Source organism: Methylicorpusculum oleiharenae, assembly GCF_009828925.2.
Taxonomy (GTDB): Bacteria; Pseudomonadota; Gammaproteobacteria; order Methylococcales; family Methylomonadaceae; genus Methylicorpusculum; species Methylicorpusculum oleiharenae.
The window spans coordinates 1119799-1138570 of record NZ_WUTY02000001.1 but is presented as its reverse complement, the minus strand read 5'-3'; the positions used below and the strand labels follow the sequence as shown (position 1 = coordinate 1138570).

Below are 18772 nucleotides of genomic sequence, written 5' to 3'. Positions count from 1 at the left end.
GAAAATATTCAAAACAAAAAAAACCCCACCGAGGGATTAACCTGGATGGGGTTTGATATAAGAGCCTGGCGATTCCCTACTTTCGCATGGCAAACTGCCACACTATCATTGGCGCTAAGCGGTTTCACTGCCGAGTTCGGGATGGGATCGGGTGGGCCACGCTCGCTATGGTCACCAGGCAAACTGGTTTGGCAGGTCAATCCTGCCGCATTGAGGCGTCGAAGGGCGCGCTAGGGGTCTAGTGCGTCGGCTTCAGCCGTCTCTTTGGAAATCTGTACACGTTCTCGCATATTTAAAGCGTCTGTCGGCTTACACCACCCAAACCGATTGGGTGTTATATGGTCAAGCCTCACGGGCAATTAGTATCAGTTAGCTTCATGCATTACTGCACTTCCACACCTGACCTATCAACCTGGTAGTCTCCCAGGGCCCTTCAGGGGACTCATGGTCCCAGTGAGATCTCATCTTGGGAGGGGCTTCCCGCTTAGATGCTTTCAGCGGTTATCCTGTCCGAACATAGCTACCCGGCAATGCCACTGGCGTGACAACCGGAACACCAGAGGTTCGTCCACTCCGGTCCTCTCGTACTAGGAGCAGCTTCCCTCAAATCTCAAACGCCCACGGCAGATAGGGACCGAACTGTCTCACGACGTTCTGAACCCAGCTCGCGTACCACTTTAAATGGCGAACAGCCATACCCTTAGGACCTGCTTCAGCCCTAGGATGTGATGAGCCGACATCGAGGTGCCAAACACCGCCGTCGATATGAACTCTTGGGCGGTATCAGCCTGTTATCCCCGGAGTACCTTTTATCCGTTGAGCGATGGCCCTTCCATTCAGAACCACCGGATCACTAAGACCTACTTTCGTACCTGCTCGATGTGTCTATCTCGCAGTCAAGCGTGCTTTTGCCTTTACACTCATCGCATGATTTCCGACCATGCTGAGCACACCTTCGTGCTCCTCCGTTACTCTTTAGGAGGAGACCGCCCCAGTCAAACTACCCACCAGACACTGTCCCCAATCCAGATAATGGACCTAGGTTAGAACTTCGAACATACCAGGGTGGTATTTCAAGGTTGGCTCCACAACAACTGGCGTTGCTGCTTCAGTGCCTCCCACCTATCCTACACAAATAGGTTCAAAGTCCAGTGTCAAGCTATAGTAAAGGTTCACGGGGTCTTTCCGTCTAGCCGCGGGTACACTGCATCTTCACAGCGATTTCAATTTCACTGAGTCTCGGGTGGAGACAGTGTGGCCATCGTTACGCCATTCGTGCAGGTCGGAACTTACCCGACAAGGAATTTCGCTACCTTAGGACCGTTATAGTTACGGCCGCCGTTTACCGGGGCTTCGATCAAGAGCTTCTCCGAAGATAACCCCATCAATTAACCTTCCGGCACCGGGCAGGCGTCACACCCTATACGTCCACTTTCGTGTTTGCAGAGTGCTATGTTTTTGCTAAACAGTCGCAGCCACCAGTTTAATGCTACCTCTTTCAGCTCCAACCGCGAGGGCTTTCACTTACTCAAGGCGTACCTTCTCCCGAAGTTACGGTACCATTTTGCCTAGTTCCTTCACCCGAGTTCTCTCAAGCGCCTTAGAATTCTCATCCCACCCACCTGTGTCGGTTTAGGGTACGGCCACTCGTAACCTGAAGCTTAGAGGTTTTTCTTGGAAGCATGGCATCAGTTACTTCGTCTCTAAAGAGACTCGTCATCACGCCTCAGGATTGCCAAACCGGATTTGCCTAGTCTGACTCCCTACACGCTTAAACTACCTATTCCAACAGGTAGCTAACCTAGCCTTCTCCGTCACCCCATCGCAGTTACGACCGGTACAGGAATATTAACCTGTTTGCCATCGACTACGCCTTTCGGCCTCGCCTTAGGTACCGACTAACCCTGCGTCGATTAGCGTTGCGCAGGAAACCTTGGGTTTTCGGCGTGGGGGTTTTTCACCCCCATTATCGTTACTTATGTCAGCATTCGCACTTCTGATACCTCCAGCCACCTTCTCAAGTGACCTTCACAGGCGTACAGAACGCTCCTCTACCGATTACACTAAAGTGCAATCCCGTAGCTTCGGTACTATGCTTAGCCCCGGTAAATCTTCCGCGCGAGCCGACTCGACCAGTGAGCTATTACGCTTTCTTTAAAGGATGGCTGCTTCTAAGCCAACCTCCTGGCTGTCTGGGCCTTCTCACATCGTTTCCCACTGAGCATAGATTTGGGGACCTTAGCTGACGGTCTGGGCTGTTTCCCTTTTCACGACGGACCTTATCACCCGCCGTGTGTCTCCCGTGCTGAAACTTGTTGGTATTCGGAGTTTGCATCGGGTTGGTAAGTCGAGATGACCCCCTAGCCGAAACAGTGCTCTACCCCCAACAGTTATACACGAGGCGCTACCTAAATAGCTTTCGAGGAGAACCAGCTATCTCCGAGCTTGATTAGCCTTTCACTCCGATCCACAACTCATCCGAATCTTTTTCAACAGATCCCGGTTCGGCCCTCCAGTAAGTATTACCTCACCTTCAGCCTGGTCATGGATAGATCGCCCGGTTTCGGGTCTAATCCCAGCGACTGAACGCCCTGTTCAGACTCGCTTTCGCTACGCCTCCCCTATTCGGTTAAGCTTGCCACTGAGATTAAGTCGCTGACCCATTATACAAAAGGTACGCAGTCACGGAACAAGTCCGCTCCTACTGCTTGTACGCATACGGTTTCAGGATCTATTTCACTCCCCTCTCCGGGGTTCTTTTCGCCTTTCCCTCACGGTACTGGTTCACTATCGGTCGATAAGGAGTATTTAGCCTTGGAGGATGGTCCCCCCATATTCAGACAAGGTTTCACGTGCCCCGTCCTACTCGTTTTCACAACTGAGGCATTTTCGTGTACGGGGCTATCACCCTGTATCGCCAGACTTTCCAGTCTGTTCCACTAATGCCTTAATTGCTTAAGGGCTGGTCCCCGTTCGCTCGCCACTACTAAGGGAATCTCGGTTGATTTCTTTTCCTCCGGGTACTTAGATGTTTCAGTTCTCCGGGTTTGCTTCCTACACCTATGTATTCAGTGCAGGATAGTCAGGTTATCCTGACTGGGTTTCCCCATTCGGAAATCCGCGGATCAAAGTTTGTTTGCAAACTCCCCGCGGCTTATCGCATGCTACAACGTCCTTCATCGCCTCTTATCGCCTAGGCATCCACCGTATGCGCTTATTCACTTGACCATATAACCCCAATCAGTCTGGCGTTCAGTGGCTTCCCGTTTCTGGGTTACCCTGTGCTCCAGGCCGGCTGTGGTTTGATCAGCTGACATGTTCGCTTTTTTTCTGCTTGAGAACTCATTCAGTTCACCTTCGCTTGCGCTTCGGTGTTCTTGAACTCGTTTATGTATCTTCTTCGCTTTTATGCTTGCGCATTCCAGCTATGAATTTACAGTGTACAGATTTCCAAATTGTTAAAGAGCCTTGATGATGTTACTTATCAAGTCTATAAAACCTCGCCCCGCTTGCCTAAACAAAGGGCAGGATAAAGTCTTATAGAGTTGATGTATCGTCGACAGCCTGTGTCTTTCTTGGTGGAGCCAAGGAGGATCGAACTCCTGACCTCCTGCGTGCAAGGCAGGCGCTCTCCCAGCTGAGCTATGGCCCCATTAAGTAGGTTCCCTCGCCCGTCTACCGGCCTTGGCGCTTTGCAAGGTGGTGGGCCTGGGAGGACTTGAACCTCCGACCTCACCCTTATCAGGGGTGCGCTCTAACCAACTGAGCTACAGGCCCAGGCTCGTGTCGTGCTTGATCAAAATAATTTGTTGTGGGTACTCATGATACGTGTCGGCGCGTCTTTGTAAGGAGGTGATCCAGCCCCAGGTTCCCCTAGGGCTACCTTGTTACGACTTCACCCCAGTCATGAATCACAAAGTGGTAAGCGCCCTCCCGAAGGTTAAACTACCTACTTCTTTTGCAACCCACTCCCATGGTGTGACGGGCGGTGTGTACAAGGCCCGGGAACGTATTCACCGCGACATTCTGATTCGCGATTACTAGCGATTCCGACTTCATGCAGTCGAGTTGCAGACTGCAATCCGGACTAGGACCGGCTTTCTGGGATTTGCTTACTCTCGCGAGTTCGCGGCCCTCTGTACCGGCCATTGTAGCACGTGTGTAGCCCTACCCATAAGGGCCATGATGACTTGACGTCGTCCCCACCTTCCTCCGGTTTATCACCGGCAGTCTCCCTAGAGTTCCCAGCTTGACCTGTTGGCAACTAAGGATAAGGGTTGCGCTCGTTACGGGACTTAACCCAACATCTCACGACACGAGCTGACGACAGCCATGCAGCACCTGTCTCAGAGTTCCCGAAGGCACTCCGCTATCTCTAACAGATTCTCTGGATGTCAAGGGTAGGTAAGGTTCTTCGCGTTGCATCGAATTAAACCACATGCTCCACCGCTTGTGCGGGCCCCCGTCAATTCATTTGAGTTTTAACCTTGCGGCCGTACTCCCCAGGCGGTCAACTTAATGCGTTAGCTGCACCACTAAGTCTTTTAAAAGACCCAACGGCTAGTTGACATCGTTTACGGCGTGGACTACCAGGGTATCTAATCCTGTTTGCTACCCACGCTTTCGTACCTCAGCGTCAGTTTTAATCCAGAGAGCCGCCTTCGCCACTGGTGTTCCTTCAGATCTCTACGCATTTCACCGCTACACCTGAAATTCCACTCTCCTCTATTAAACTCTAGTTACCCAGTATCAAATGCAGTTCCCAGGTTAAGCCCAGGGCTTTCACATCTGACTTAAATAACCGCCTACGCACGCTTTACGCCCAGTAATTCCGATTAACGCTTGCACCCTCCGTATTACCGCGGCTGCTGGCACGGAGTTAGCCGGTGCTTCTTCTAAAGGTAATGTCAAGAGCAAGGGTATTGGCCTTACTTTTTTCCTCCCAATTGAAAGTGCTTTACAACCCTCAGGCCTTCTTCACACACGCGGTATTGCTGGATCAGGCTTTCGCCCATTGTCCAATATTCCCCACTGCTGCCTCCCGTAGGAGTCTGGGCCGTGTCTCAGTCCCAGTGTGGCTGATCGTCCTCTCAGACCAGCTATAGATCGTCGCCTTGGTAGGCCTTTACCCCACCAACTAGCTAATCTAACGCAGGCTCATCTGATAGCGCGAGGTCCGAAGAGCCCCCGCTTTCCCCCGTAGGGCGTATGCGGTATTAGCGTGAGTTTCCCCACGTTGTCCCCCACTACCAGGCAGATTCCTACGCGTTACTCACCCGTCCGCCACTCGTCAGCGCCCGAAGGCCTGTTACCGTTCGACTTGCATGTGTTAAGCATACCGCCAGCGTTCAATCTGAGCCATGATCAAACTCTTCAGTTTAATATGGTTTGCCACTCAGTTAGATGAGTGACCAATCTTGGCTCGACTTCAGAATTAAACGTCATTACTTGAATTAACGTGTAATACTTGCGTCGATTATCTTTTTAACTGCCAGACATCGCGCCACAAGCACCCACACAAATTATTTTGATCGACTTGTTAAAGAGCCAGGACTTTCGCCCTGTTGAGCCTGACTATTATACAGACTCGCTTTTCGTTGTCAACACCTTGTTTAACTTTTCTTCCCTCCCTGACCCCTCACCGTCGTCCTGACCGCTGAAGAGCTGCACATTCTACAATATCTTTCTAATCTGTCAAGCTTTTGTTTTGGATTTGTTTACTCGGTTTGACTAGCAATAACTAAGTCGTTGTTTTTATCTTTAAATTGCATGTTATAAAGCTTTGCATAGGCTCCGCCTTTCTTGAGCAATTCTTTGTGGCCGCCCTGTTCTACGATTTGTCCATTAGCCAGGACGATGATGACGTCTGCATTTTCTATTGTTGATAATCGGTGTGCTACGACAATAGTCGTCCTGTTTTTTAACACCTGACTCAAGGCCGCCTGAATGTAATGTTCGGATTCAGTATCTAGTGCAGATGTCGCTTCATCCAATATCAAAACCGGCGCATCTTTTAAAAGCGCTCTGGCAAGCGCCAAACGTTGCTTTTGACCGCCTGATAATTTAACGCCATTTTCACCAATTTCAGTATTAAGACCATTTGGCATTTTTTCGATAAAATTCATCGCATAAGCCGCTTCAGCTGCATTAGCTATTTTTTCTAAGGCAACTCCCTCTAAATGCCCATAAGCAATGTTTTTTGCAACCGTGTCATTGAATAGTGTTACGTGCTGAGTTACTAGAGCAATATGCTTACGTAGATTTTCCAGGGTGTATTGCTTGATCTCTATGCCATCCAGCAATATTTGCCCCTCTTTATAATTGTAAAAGCGCGGCAGCAAGTTGATCAGCGTACTCTTTCCACCACCCGACGCTCCCACTAGCGCAACCGTCTGCCCAGGCAAGACGGTAAAGCTTATATTTTTTATTGCATAAGTTTTCGAGCCTTCATATTTGAAGCTGACGTTTTTAAAATCAATCCTACCTTTACAATGCTCAATACTTAAGGGGCCTTCATTTGATTCGGGAGGCTCGTCGAGGATTATAAATAATGACTCTGCGGCAACCATTCCCTTTTGAATTTTCGAGTTTGCATCACTTAATTGCCGAATTGGTCTTGGCAGTAAAAATGCCGTCGTCAGAAATGCTACAAATTCACCTGCTGTCGCGGTCTGCATCATAACCAGCGACATGTACATCAGACCGGCTAAAGCAATACCTATAATCAACTGCATCAAAGGCCCGTGAATTGCTGATGTAGCCTCTAATTTCAAACTTTGACGCCTGTGATACTGACTGCTTTTTTTAAACCGCTCCTTTTCGTATTCTTCCCCACCATAGCTCCTGACAATTCTGTGCCCGCTTACCAGCTCTGAAGTGATATGCGTCATTTCTCCTACGGTATCTTGAATCTTGCGGCTTAACGCTCTCAACCTTTTACTGACATAGATCACTAGCCAAGTAATAAATGGCGTTACCGACATAAATGCGAGCGCCAATATCCAATCTATATAAATAAGATATCCGATGAGCCCAATCGTTGTTAATCCTTCTCTGATAATCGTTTTCACTGAATCAGTTGCTGCCTGCGTAACCTCTCCGACATTATGAGTAATTCGCGACATCATGTAGCCGCTATTGTTTGAATCGAAATACGCTGTAGGCAATAGCGTATAATGATCGAATATCTTACATCTGAGAACATGCACTACAGTGGTCGAAACTTTTGCAATAAAAAAATTTCCCAAATAGGCCCCGACACCTCTCACCAGCATCAGTCCAACAAAGATTAGCGGCATAATATGAATACTTTCGCGCGTGTTACCTTGCAGAGAATCAATAATATGCTTCAGGATTGCTGCAAACAGAGGTTGTGTTGCCGCATAAAGCATAAAGCCGATGACACTTATTGCGAACCAGCGCCAATAAGGAATGACATAAGTTAAGAGTCTTTTATAAATCTTCAACCCGTTTCTTTGCTTCATATTTTTAGCTTTTGTTTGTGTCTTTGCCAAAATTGAGTGTCTCTTGTAGTTATTGATAAATTTTCGAACCCATTATTAATTCTTAAACGATTTCGATTAAATCGCCTAATCTAGCCTGAGGCGACTGGATTTCCCTGGACTAAACTTACAGCTAGCGATGGGATCGGCTAAAAGCAATTCTGCTTTAGGTCAATTGTGAATTAAGTCTTTTTGATTAATGAGCACTCGAAGCAAGCACTCATATATTATGAAGCTTGGGAGAACTCAATTGAGTTCTCCCAGTGAGTAAAAGATTCTTTATTTTTTTTCAAATACCAGGCTGAATGTAACCGGTACCGCACTGCTAATACTATTTAGTTTGGCAATTTCCATTAACTTTTTAACACCCGGTTCCAGGCCGAAATCGCCGGGAATCAAAATAATTGGTTCTAATGTGGAAGCAACAAGCTTATTATCGGCCAATTTAATTATTCTCAATTTGGCACTAATTTCTTTTTTCATGCCATGCAGATCTAAATTAGCCTTTACGAGTAGATCTTTCATTGATCCAGCTTTTTGCAAGGAATCAAAGATTTTGGGCTCAAGCTTGAGCTCAACGGTTGCTTGTGGAAACTGTTTAATATCGAACAAATGTTCTTTCATTCGATCATTTCTAATAGGTATCTGAGTTTCAACACTGGCTAAATCAATGTCTAATTTGGCTTTATCGCCGATTATTTCTCCTGAAATATTCAGAAAAGTATGCACTTCAGTCACAGCTGCATTTTTTGTGCTCATAAAGCTAAATGTCGTATCTTTTGAACTTAGCGTCCAATCAGCGGCAAAAAGCGGCGATGTGGTCAATAACATCAATATTAGTAATTTTTTCATCTCATATCTCCAGTGACGTGATCATTCCGAAATTCCCAAAAACCAGTTTTCTTTCATTCGCTTTCTGTACTTTGACAGGTTTCAGGTATTGACTTACTCAAAAACACATAACCCAAGCTTGCTTTTAGCGCTCTCAATACAGGAGGAGCGCCCATCATGGCCACCGCATCCACCAAACAATACCATGCAGCGACCCCGCTAGGTGGATTACCTTGAGGCAAACTCAACACTGGATCAATCGGCGCCCAAACCCAAGTTCCCATCGCAGTTCCAATTAATTCCAGCCAAGTGGTTATAAAAAATGCCGCCAGATAGACCATAGGCGATCGGCCTTTAAATAAATAACCTAAAAATACACAATATAATAAAGCGCCTACCGAATCACCTTGTTCTGGCAAACCGCTAACTCCCCATATTGACCATAAGCCACAAACGATGACAACAAAAGCTGCAATTTGCCTGGCAAAACGCTGAAAAAAACCGGATCGGGCCAAAGCTACAGCAGTTAGGTAAACCATTCCGTGCCCCGGAGGAACATAGGCCGGCACATTTTCAAAACGATAGGTATAACCACCCATAAATGGCGAGGCAAAATGTTCCCCAATCGTAGCGAAAATAACCGCTATAAGCACTTGTATTCTGACTTCGTGATTCTCTCCCAACAAAAGCCCTAATAAAAATACCCAGCCACAAACACCCAACGCATTTTGTTTTTCCAAGGTAGCATTAGCGTCTGATATTAGACAGACGGCCACACAAAAAAAAGTAAACGCTGCTATGAAATAATCGCGTGTTCTATGCTCATAAACCACACCGGTTTTAGGAAAGTGTCTTAACATTTTTGACTCTAAATTTTTTTATAACCCAGGGATAACCAAAATGTCACCCCTCTACAAGCAGCCAAGCAATTATCGCATACCGGCTTAATTTCCCCACTGTTACAAACAACACAAAAGTAATCAATGGGTATTTTAACCATCCGCTGGCAAAACAAAAGCCATCACCAACAACAGGCAGCCAAGAAAACAATAGAGACCATTTACCCCAGGATCTCATCCAATCAATTGCTCGCTGTTTGTTTTTTGGAAGTAAATTTTCCACTGGGAATTTTTTTGCAGCACACAAACCTAGAAACCACGTTGTTATTGCTCCTAGCGTATTTCCTATTGTTGCTACCAGGACCAACATCATCACATCATAACCACCGCCCACGACCAAATAGCCCAGAACAATCTCCGACCCCCCGGGCGCGAGAGTGGATGAGATAAATGCGCTAAAAAACAGACTTAACAACTCCAATAAAAACGTCCCAATCTATCGCCCATAAAAAAACCCCTGACACAAATGCAGCAGGGGCTTTATCGAATTAAACCTTATTTCTCAGGTAAAGATTTGTTTTTGCTTGATGAAATCACATTAAAAAGCTTGGCAATCAATTTTGTTATAAACCCGATGCCTTGCCCGATCAATTCAAACAAATAGGAAACCACCTCAGAAACGCTCATCCCCTTGAACTTACGCATCATAAATGGAGCAATCAGTAACCCTGCCGCCAGGCCAATAACCAGTACACCTGAAATTAAGGAGTCGTTTTGGTCTTGAACAGAGGGTGCAGTTACTGGTTTTGATTCTATAGCCGCGTTAGGATTAATAGCAGGTTGCTGACTCACAGGTATATCAACTTTCGCCATTCCATAGTCATCGGGTATAACATAAGCGGTAACCCCCGGTATGCTAGGCAAATCTCCGCTTCCCTTACCTACCTTTAACTGGCCTTTCATTCCCTTTTCCATGTGCTGAGCAATATCACAATGAACCAGATAAGTTTTATCGCCCGGGGGCAGGATCAAGGTTCCGGAAATTTTGCCGGGGCCGGTCACCTCTAAGTGAAACATACCTTTAGGATATAAATATTTAGGTAGGCCATGCATCATCCATTGATGTCGAATGCTGTCTTCATTAATGAAATGAACAGTCAACTTGGTACAAGGCTCGAACTGGTATTCCTGCGTATCGAAGGCAAACATACGACCAGGAAATTTTTCAGCGTACTTATGACCGGCATGAACAGTAATTTCTTTTGTCGCAGCAATTTTATCGCAGCCGCCAGGAAGGGTTTCTGTGTTCTGCCCCATCACCATGCCGCCGCCCATATCCATTAGATGGCCGCCGCCGTGATCCATAAGATTATTATGTTCTTCTATTTCCTTGGCATTACTCAAAGTTGCCATCAGCAACAAACTTAATGCCGAAACCGTCAAGATTCCAGACTTCATTATTACCACCTAATCGAATTTAAACTTCTTGGCTCATCTTATCAGTGACTTACACGATGTCCACAAGTATATATTTTGTAACTGAAGCACTACACGCTTCCTAGACTCTTTCAAAATAATGCAACTGCATTAAATCGTAGTAACTTAACGCCTCTAGCAGCTACAAGATGAATTAGTAACTCTTCATGTTGACCTTAGCCGCTCCGGGTAGTTCCCACTGAAATCAGTATTTGTAGGTATGGCATACAATCAAGAATAAACGCCAAAATTTGCCGCCTTAGAATTTTTAGTCACACTCCATGGCAGAATTATTTTCTTATTTGAGAAGCTGGTTAGCAAATTTGGCCAAACTGCATGTTTATTCAATTTCACTGCTGTTACTGATTATTTTACAAACAGCGATCAATAATCTTGCTATGCGAATGGCTTAATTTGACAGCACCCAAGCTTGTATTAAAGAGGGTGCTGTCAGAACAAGCTAAAATTGAATAATCAAGCGTTTTTCAATTTTGTTATTAGATCGTCAATTTTTTTCTTGAAACCCGCGTTAGACAGGTAAAAAACATACAAACCTGCTAATAAGAAAAATGCGTACAGACCATAGCTTCCCTTACTTGCCGCCTTACCACCGCCGGCTGTAAAGCTCATATGAGCATCCAGTCTTTCGCCTTGATCAGGAACCAACGTAATATGGATCAGGTATTTGCCTGGTTCAGGCACTCCATTTTCCAAAGACAATACAACAGTCCCTGATTTATGCTTTGCGGCTTCTTGAAAGAAAACACGTTTACCTTCAGGCTCTTTTGTCACTTCGAATTCAATTGACATATTCCGGTAACGAACATCCTGATAATCAAAAACAAGCTGCGTCAACGTACCTGTGCTGGGAATACTTCCACAAAAGTCTTCCGCAGGAAATGCTTTTGGCTGATACGCAGTGTAATGAATCCAATGCGATGGCTCCAATTCAAATTTACACTGATCAGTATCGGTACCCGCTGCACCACCATGCGCCCACAACGTAGCAGAAAAAGCTAACCCTATTATGGTTAGCAAACCCTTTCTTACTAAACCTGATTTATTCATAGTACCTTCCAGTTGTAGTAGTTAATTATTATTGTCGATAATCGCTTTATGCTATTCTCAGACTTATTCTTAAGAATGGGGTCAGTGATTAACAATTGTCATAAAACTCAAGTCCATCATGTATAATTTCACCCCATAACGGCAATGAACTCTAACATATCACCCTATACAAATAAAGTTAATGCTATGCGCACACCCATCGTTTGAAGCAAGTACATTACCAAAATCTAATATACTGGCAATCGTACCGATATGCATCTGTTTTTGAATTTTTTTTGACCACCTACCCACTCTGGAGCCAAAATAAATGCCTTCTCCTACAAGATCCCCCGCCTGGAAAGCACTGCAAAATCATTATTCATCACTGCAGAACTTCCAACTCCGAGAAGCTTTTGCGTCAAACCCCAGACGATTCAATGAACTTTCAATTCAGTTCAACGACATATTGTTCGACTTTTCTAAAAACCTAATTACACCCACAACACTTGAGTTATTGGTTGAATTGGCAATCGATTCAAACCTGACCGAAAAAACAGAAGCGATGTTTTCCGGCCAAAAAATTAATCATACCGAACAGCGGGCGGTGCTTCATACGGCGCTTAGAAACCGGAGCAATATCCCGGTTTATGTTGAAAATCAGGACGTCATGCCAAAAATCAATGCCGTCTTAAAACAGATGCGGCATTTCACCGACGAAGTCCGAAGTGGAAAATGGCTTGGATATACCGGTAAACGAATTACCGATGTGGTTAATATAGGCATTGGCGGGTCTAATTTAGGTCCCAAAATGGTTTCAACCGCATTGACACCCTATGCATCAAAGTCCCTTAAAGTGCATTTTGTTTCAAACATCGATCAAGCGGATTTGATTGAAACTCTTAAACCTTTATCACCCGAAACCACATTGTTTCTTGTCGCCTCCAAGACGTTCAACACACAAGAAACGATGACTAATGCACGCTCCGCAAGAAACTGGTTGTTACTACATTCCAAAGATGAAAGTGCGATCAGCCAGCATTTCGTCGCCATTTCCACCCATATCGAGAATGTGACCGAATTTGGTATCAACCCTGATCACATGTTTGAATTTTGGGACTGGGTCGGCGGACGCTACTCCTTGTGGTCTGCCATAGGCTTATCTATTGCTCTAAACGTAGGTATGGATAATTTTGAGGAACTTCTACTTGGCGCTCATGAAGTCGATCAACATTTCAGGACGACTCCTTTTGACAAAAATATTCCGGTAATCATGGCACTGCTGGGTATTTGGTATAACAATTTTCATAACGCCGAATCCTATGCCATTCTGCCTTATGATCAATCCATGCGGCACTTTTCAGATTACTTGCAACAAGGTGACATGGAAAGTAATGGTAAAAGCGCGGATATGCACGGCAACAAAGTTGATTACAGTACAGGGCAAATCATTTGGGGACAACAAGGCACAAATGGTCAACATGCTTTCTATCAGCTGATGCATCAAGGCACCAAATTGGTTCCTTGCGACTTCCTTGCCGCTGCCTACAGTCATTACGAGTTACCTGACCATCATGAAATTTTAATTTCAAATTTTTTAGCTCAGCCGGAAGCGTTAATGCGCGGTAAAACTGCAGATGAAGTAAAAGCCTCTCTTTCTGCTTCTGATAGAGAAAACGAAGCTTTGGTCGCATCGAAGGTATTTTCAGGCAATAAACCTTCAAATTCCTTTCTATTCAAAAAACTGACGCCAAAAACGCTTGGCTCTTTGATTGCTTTCTACGAACATAAAATTTTTGTACAAGGCGTCATCTGGAATATCAATTCCTTTGATCAAATGGGCGTTGAGCTTGGCAAAGTGCTCGCTAGAGCCATATTGCCCGAGCTTTTATCGGATGAAATGAGCACCAGCCACGACAGTTCGACCAATAACCTGATTAATACGTATAAAAAATTACGTAGCTAGTGCGCATCATTGCAAGACTGTTAATTTGTTTCAGTTGGATTGCACTTTTATCGACCTGTGATGCGAACTTTTCCATGCTCAACAAGCTGGAACAAATTAAACAAAAAGGCATTATCAAAATCCTCACCCGCATTGACCCGACGACCTATTATGAGGGGCCTGATGGGTATAAGGGACTGGAATATGATCTGGCGCTTTTATTTGCTGAACATCTGGGCGTCGAAGCCCACTTTGTCATACCCGAAACTTTTGATGGCATTCTGACACGAATAAGCCGGGGAAAAGGCGATATAGCAGCGGCAGGCCTGACAATTACCAAGGAACGCCAGCAAGTTATGCGTTTCAGCTTGCCGTATGACGAGATTACCGAACAGCTTATTTACCGAACCGACAAAAGACGCCCAAAGGATATTCCCAGCCTTAGTGGTGGTGTCTTCGAAATTGTCAAAGGCACCAGTCATGAGCAAACCCTGCTTGATAATCAACAGACCTTCCCCGAGTTAGAATGGGATATCAACAGCTATCTTGATACCAATGCCCTGCTATATCTGGTCAATGAAGGGCTGATCGACTATACGCTCGCAGATTCCAACCAGTTACAGTTGCTGCAACGCATTTATCCCAAACTGGAAATCGCCTTTGATATTTCAGAGCCCCGGCGTTTGGCTTGGGCACTTGAAAATAGCCGCGATTCAAGTCTTTATGACGAGGTCAATTCTTTTTTTAGCCTGATCAAACAAAATAAAACCCTGGAGCAGTTGCTGGAGCGTCATTATGGTCATGCCAACGTCTTGTCCTACCAAGGCAATTGCACATTCCGTCGCCACATCAGGCAACGCCTCCCCAAATATCAGACGCATTTTATGAATGCAGCGGATCAGTATCACCTTGATTGGCGACTTCTTGCCGCTATCGGTTATCAGGAGTCTCGTTGGCTTAAAGACACAACGTCTCCGACGGGAGTTAAAGGTCTGATGATGCTGACCAACATAACGGCTTCGGAAATGGGCATCAGCAACAGAACCGACCCTTACCAAAGCATAGAAGGAGGTGCCCATTACTTTTCACTGACCATTGACAAGATCCCAACTCCAATTCCTGAGCCGGATCGGACCTGGTTTGCTCTAGCCGCTTACAATGTCGGTAAAGCACATGTTGAAGACGCAAGAATCCTGACCGCTCAACAAGGAAGCAATCCGGATAAATGGGTGGATGTCAAAAAAAGATTGCCTTTGCTTAGCCAGCCGAAATGGCATAAAAAAACCCGGCATGGTTACGCACGAGGTAATGAGGCGACACGTTATGTGGAAAATATCAGAAGTTATTTCGATTTGCTGGTGTGGTTGACAGAAGAAAATATCATTGAGAAAAATGCCATGCAGATAGAACCGCCGGAACCCGAGTTGAAAACACCCCCGATTATGCCGATGCTGCCACAAGCATTATAAATCGGCTAAAAGCTGAAATAACTCAGCGTCTAGCCTTGAAAAAATCTTTTAACATTCCTGAACAGATAGTCTCCATAACGCCTCCCGACCAGTCTACTTTATGATTTAAAAAAGGGGCTGAGGCCAAATTCATGACGCTACAGACGGCTCCCCTTTTTTCATCTCTTGCTCCAAAAACAAGCCGACCAATTCGCGCATGCACAATCGCCCCCATACACATCACACAGGGTTCCAGTGTCACGTATAAAGTGGTATCGATAAGCCGGTAATTTTGTAACTGTTTTCCTGCCTCGCGAATCACCAGTATTTCAGCATGGGCAGATGGATCATGGGTCGCGATAGGGCTGTTCCATGCTTCAGCTATACAACGATCACCTTTGACAATGACGGCCCCGACAGGCACTTCTCCCAAAGCTTCGGCGCGCTGGGCCAAACGCAGCGCATGCCGCATCCATGCCTCATCGGCTTCGTTTGTTTCTATTCCCACTCTATCGTTGCCGGAGGCTTTCCGGAAATATCATAGGTTACACGCGAGATGCCGGACACTTCATTGATAATTCTTCGCGAAACCAGATCAAGAAAATCATAAGGCAAATGAGCCCAGCGTGCGGTCATAAAATCAATTGTTTCGACGGCCCGCAACGCAATAACATAATCATATCGGCGCCCATCGCCCATCACGCCTACCGATTTGACCGGCAAAAAGACGGCAAATGCCTGACTGACTTTTTCGTAAAGCTCATGCCGGTAAAGCTCTTCAATAAAAATGGCATCCGCTTGACGCAGCAAATCTGCATAGCTTTTTTTGATCGAGCCAAGAATTCTGACACCCAAACCAGGCCCCGGAAAAGGGTGTCTGTAGACCATTTCGTAAGGCAAACCCAGTTCCACGCCTAATTTTCTGACTTCATCCTTAAACAATTCTCGCAGTGGCTCAACCAGCTTCAATTTCATATTTTCAGGCAAACCACCCACATTATGATGCGATTTGATTAAATGGGCTTTACCGCTTGTTGCCCCTGCAGATTCAATGACATCCGGATAAATTGTGCCCTGTGCCAGCCATTTGGCATCCTTGAGCTTGGCGGCTTCTTCATCAAAAATATCTATGAACAAATTACCGATAATTTTCCGTTTTTGCTCGGGATCGTCTATGTTTTCCAACGCCGACAAATAGCGTTGCTCCGCATTGACCCTGATCACTTTGACACCCATATGTTCGGCAAAGGTAGCCATCACCTGGTTACCTTCATTCAATCTCAACAAACCGGTATCGACAAACACACACGTCAATTGCTCACCAATGGCCTGATGCAGCAAAGCGGCGACCACAGAGGAATCCACACCTCCGGAGAGACCTAAAATCACATGATCGGACCCAACCTTTTCACGCACGGCACGGATACTGTCTTCTATGATATTGCCCGCCGTCCACAACACTTCACAGCGGCAAATTTCATTTACAAATCTCGATAAAATCCGCCCGCCTTGCCGGGTATGCGTCACTTCCGGATGAAACTGCAGGGCATAAAAGGATCGTGCTTCGTCAGCAATTCCGGCGATGGGTGCGCCTTCCGAACTTGCGATCAATACAAAGCCATCCGGCAATTCCACAACGCGATCGCCATGGCTCATCCATACATCCAGCAAGCCGTAGCCTTCCGGCGACAAATGATCTTCAATCCCTTTTAATAACTTGGAATGGCCACGGGCCCGAATTTGAGCATAACCAAATTCTCTATGATCAGAAGATTCAACTCTTCCGCCTAACTGCTCGGCCATTGTTTGCATGCCGTAACAGATACCGAGAACAGGCACATCTAACTCGAAAACAATTTGCGGCGCACGCGGCGTATCATGCTGGGTAACCGTCTCCGGCCCACCCGACAGAATTATTCCTTTCGGCGCAAATTTACTAATTGCATCCGCCGCCGCATCACAAGAAAAGATTTCACAGTAAACACCGATTTCTCTGATTCGGCGGGCAATCAATTGCGTATATTGAGAGCCAAAATCAAGAATTAAAATTTTATCGGAATGAATATCGGGTGTTTGTTGCGTGGTCACTTTATAAACTCGGATTGTAAATGGTTAACATATCAATATGGGGCACTCGGATTCAGTCCTTCATGTGCACTTTTAATCCATATGATAATTAGGCGCTTCTTTGGTAATAGTCACATCATGAACATGGCTTTCGCGCATTCCAGCGGTTGTGACCCGGACAAACTCGGCACGCTCATGCAAATCAGTGATGGTGCTGCAGCCGGTATAACCCATGCTGGACCTTACGCCGCCGAGTAATTGATGGATGATTGCAAACAAACTCCCTTTATAAGGCACTCTTCCTTCTATACCCTCAGGTACCAACTTCTCAACCGTATCGGTTCCCTCCTGAAAATAACGATCACTGGAACCTTGTTGTTGCGACATCGCGCCCAAAGATCCCATGCCACGATATGATTTGTAGGAGCGGCCTTGATACAGCTCAACTTCGCCGGGCGCTTCCTCGGTGCCGGCAAACAGACCGCCCAGCATGACACAATAGGCACCGGCAGCCAGTGCTTTAGCTACATCACCGGAATAACGGATACCCCCATCGGCAATCAAAGGCACACCTGACGGTTTAAGTGCTTCGGCTACATTGCTAACCGCGGTAATCTGAGGTACGCCGACACCTGCAACAATTCGGGTCGTGCAGATTGAGCCGGGTCCAATACCGACTTTAACGGCATCGGCTCCTGCCTCTACCAATGCCAAGGCGGCGGCGGCCGTAGCAATATTGCCGCCTATCACTTGAACATGAGGGTAGTTTTGCTTGACCCAACGCACTTTGTCTATCACACCCTGAGAATGCCCATGAGCTGTATCGACGACTATTACATCAACGCCCGCATTGACCAGCGCATCAACGCGCTCCTCTGTGCCTTCTCCGGTTCCGACAGCAGCGCCGACCCGCAATCGCTCCAAATGATCCTTGCACGCTTGAGGATAATCCTTGGCTTTCTGAATATCCTTAACCGTTATCATGCCCTTCAAATGAAAATCCTTGTTCACAACAAGCACCTTCTCTATGCGATGCTTATGAAGCAGCGCAATTGCCTCTTTGTGATCAGCATTTTCATTGACGGTGACCAGTCTCTCTTTTGGCGTCATCACTGTTGACACGGGTTCATCAAAACGCGTCTCAAAACGCAAATCCCGGCTGGTTACAATCCCTACCAGTTCATCGCCGTCAACAACAGGAACGCCGGAAATGTTTTTTGAACGGGTTAATGCAAGCACTTCGCGAATACTGACATCGGGAGAGACGGTTATCGGATCTTTAATGACACCGCTTTCGTATTTTTTTACTTTTCTGACTTCCCTCGCTTGCTGCTCAGCTGTCATATTCTTATGAATAATGCCGATGCCTCCTTCCTGGGCAATCGCGATGGCGAGCCTTGCTTCCGTCACGGTATCCATAGCCGCTGCAACCAAAGGAATATTGAGGGTAATCCCTTTCGTTAATTTTGTTTTCATTTCTACATCGCGCGGCAGCACCGTTGAATGGGCAGGCACCAGTAAAACGTCATCAAACGTGAGAGCTTCCTGAATAACTCGCATAACCACTCCTTAAATAACCTAAAAATAACCTACGATTATACTATTAAATTTTTTTTAAGC

11 protein-coding genes, 2 tRNA genes and 3 rRNA genes are annotated in these 18772 nt (G+C 46.1%); 2 read left to right on the top strand and 14 right to left on the bottom strand.

Annotation, left to right across the window (positions count from 1 at the left end):
* Window positions 1-63 precede the first annotated feature (63 nt).
* From rrf to GO003_RS05325, 11 genes are all read right to left on the bottom strand, one after another.
* Window positions 64-179, bottom strand: a 5S ribosomal RNA gene (gene rrf / locus GO003_RS05375).
* A 159-nt stretch (window positions 180-338) separates the two neighbouring features.
* Window positions 339-3228 (bottom strand): 23S ribosomal RNA (locus GO003_RS05370).
* Window positions 3229-3576: 348 nt separating this feature from the next.
* Window positions 3577-3652, bottom strand: a tRNA-Ala gene (locus GO003_RS05365).
* A 48-nt stretch (window positions 3653-3700) separates the two neighbouring features.
* Window positions 3701-3777: transfer RNA gene (locus tag GO003_RS05360), tRNA-Ile, on the bottom strand.
* A gap of 68 nt (window positions 3778-3845) precedes the next feature.
* Window positions 3846-5380, bottom strand: a 16S ribosomal RNA gene (locus GO003_RS05355).
* Together the 16S, 23S and 5S rRNA genes with 2 tRNA genes alongside form the textbook arrangement of a ribosomal RNA operon.
* 337 nt (window positions 5381-5717) lie before the next feature.
* Window positions 5718-7484 carry a lipid A export permease/ATP-binding protein MsbA gene (gene msbA / locus GO003_RS05350; RefSeq protein WP_159656808.1) on the bottom strand — a complete coding sequence of 589 codons (1767 nt, stop codon included), beginning with the start codon at window positions 7482-7484 and terminating at the stop codon, window positions 5718-5720.
* A gap of 297 nt (window positions 7485-7781) precedes the next feature.
* A complete protein-coding gene (locus GO003_RS05345; protein WP_159656758.1) occupies window positions 7782-8354 on the bottom strand; it encodes a YceI family protein in 573 nt (190 codons plus the stop codon).
* 53 nt (window positions 8355-8407) lie between these two features.
* Window positions 8408-9193: a hypothetical protein gene (locus tag GO003_RS05340; RefSeq protein ID WP_159656760.1), complete on the bottom strand. Its 786-nt coding sequence runs from the start codon at window positions 9191-9193 to the stop codon at window positions 8408-8410.
* 43 nt (window positions 9194-9236) lie between these two features.
* Window positions 9237-9566: a YqaA family protein gene (locus tag GO003_RS05335; RefSeq protein WP_407942075.1), complete on the bottom strand. Its 330-nt coding sequence runs from the start codon at window positions 9564-9566 to the stop codon at window positions 9237-9239.
* Between the two features lie 161 nt (window positions 9567-9727).
* Window positions 9728-10585 carry a copper oxidase gene (locus GO003_RS05330; protein ID WP_159656812.1) on the bottom strand — a complete coding sequence of 286 codons (858 nt, stop codon included), beginning with the start codon at window positions 10583-10585 and terminating at the stop codon, window positions 9728-9730.
* Between the two features lie 537 nt (window positions 10586-11122).
* Window positions 11123-11716 carry a hypothetical protein gene (locus GO003_RS05325; RefSeq protein ID WP_159656762.1) on the bottom strand — a complete coding sequence of 198 codons (594 nt, stop codon included), beginning with the start codon at window positions 11714-11716 and terminating at the stop codon, window positions 11123-11125.
* A gap of 307 nt (window positions 11717-12023) precedes the next feature.
* Here GO003_RS05325 and pgi point away from each other — a divergent pair, with 307 nt between their 5' ends.
* Both pgi and mltF read left to right on the top strand, forming a co-directional pair.
* A complete protein-coding gene (pgi, locus tag GO003_RS05320; RefSeq protein WP_159656764.1) occupies window positions 12024-13658 on the top strand; it encodes a glucose-6-phosphate isomerase in 1635 nt (544 codons plus the stop codon).
* Entirely contained in the window at window positions 13658-15106 is a 1449-nt protein-coding gene (mltF, locus tag GO003_RS05315; protein ID WP_159656766.1) for a membrane-bound lytic murein transglycosylase MltF, read from the top strand. Before pgi ends, mltF begins: the two co-directional genes overlap by 1 nt.
* 22 nt (window positions 15107-15128) lie before the next feature.
* Here the strand turns inward: mltF and tadA are convergent, their stop codons facing one another.
* The 3 genes from tadA to guaB all read right to left on the bottom strand — a co-directional run bounded on the left by tadA (window position 15129) and on the right by guaB (window position 18712).
* The gene (gene tadA / locus GO003_RS05310; RefSeq protein WP_159656768.1) at window positions 15129-15593 is read right to left on the bottom strand and encodes a tRNA adenosine(34) deaminase TadA; all 465 of its coding nucleotides are present in this window, start codon (window positions 15591-15593) and stop codon (window positions 15129-15131) included.
* Entirely contained in the window at window positions 15584-17173 is a 1590-nt protein-coding gene (guaA, locus tag GO003_RS05305; RefSeq protein WP_159656771.1) for a glutamine-hydrolyzing GMP synthase, read from the bottom strand. The genes tadA and guaA overlap by 10 nt, the downstream gene beginning before the upstream one ends.
* Window positions 17174-17245: 72 nt before the next feature.
* The gene (gene guaB / locus GO003_RS05300) at window positions 17246-18712 is read right to left on the bottom strand and encodes an IMP dehydrogenase (protein ID WP_159656773.1); all 1467 of its coding nucleotides are present in this window, start codon (window positions 18710-18712) and stop codon (window positions 17246-17248) included.
* Window positions 18713-18772 lie beyond the last annotated feature (60 nt).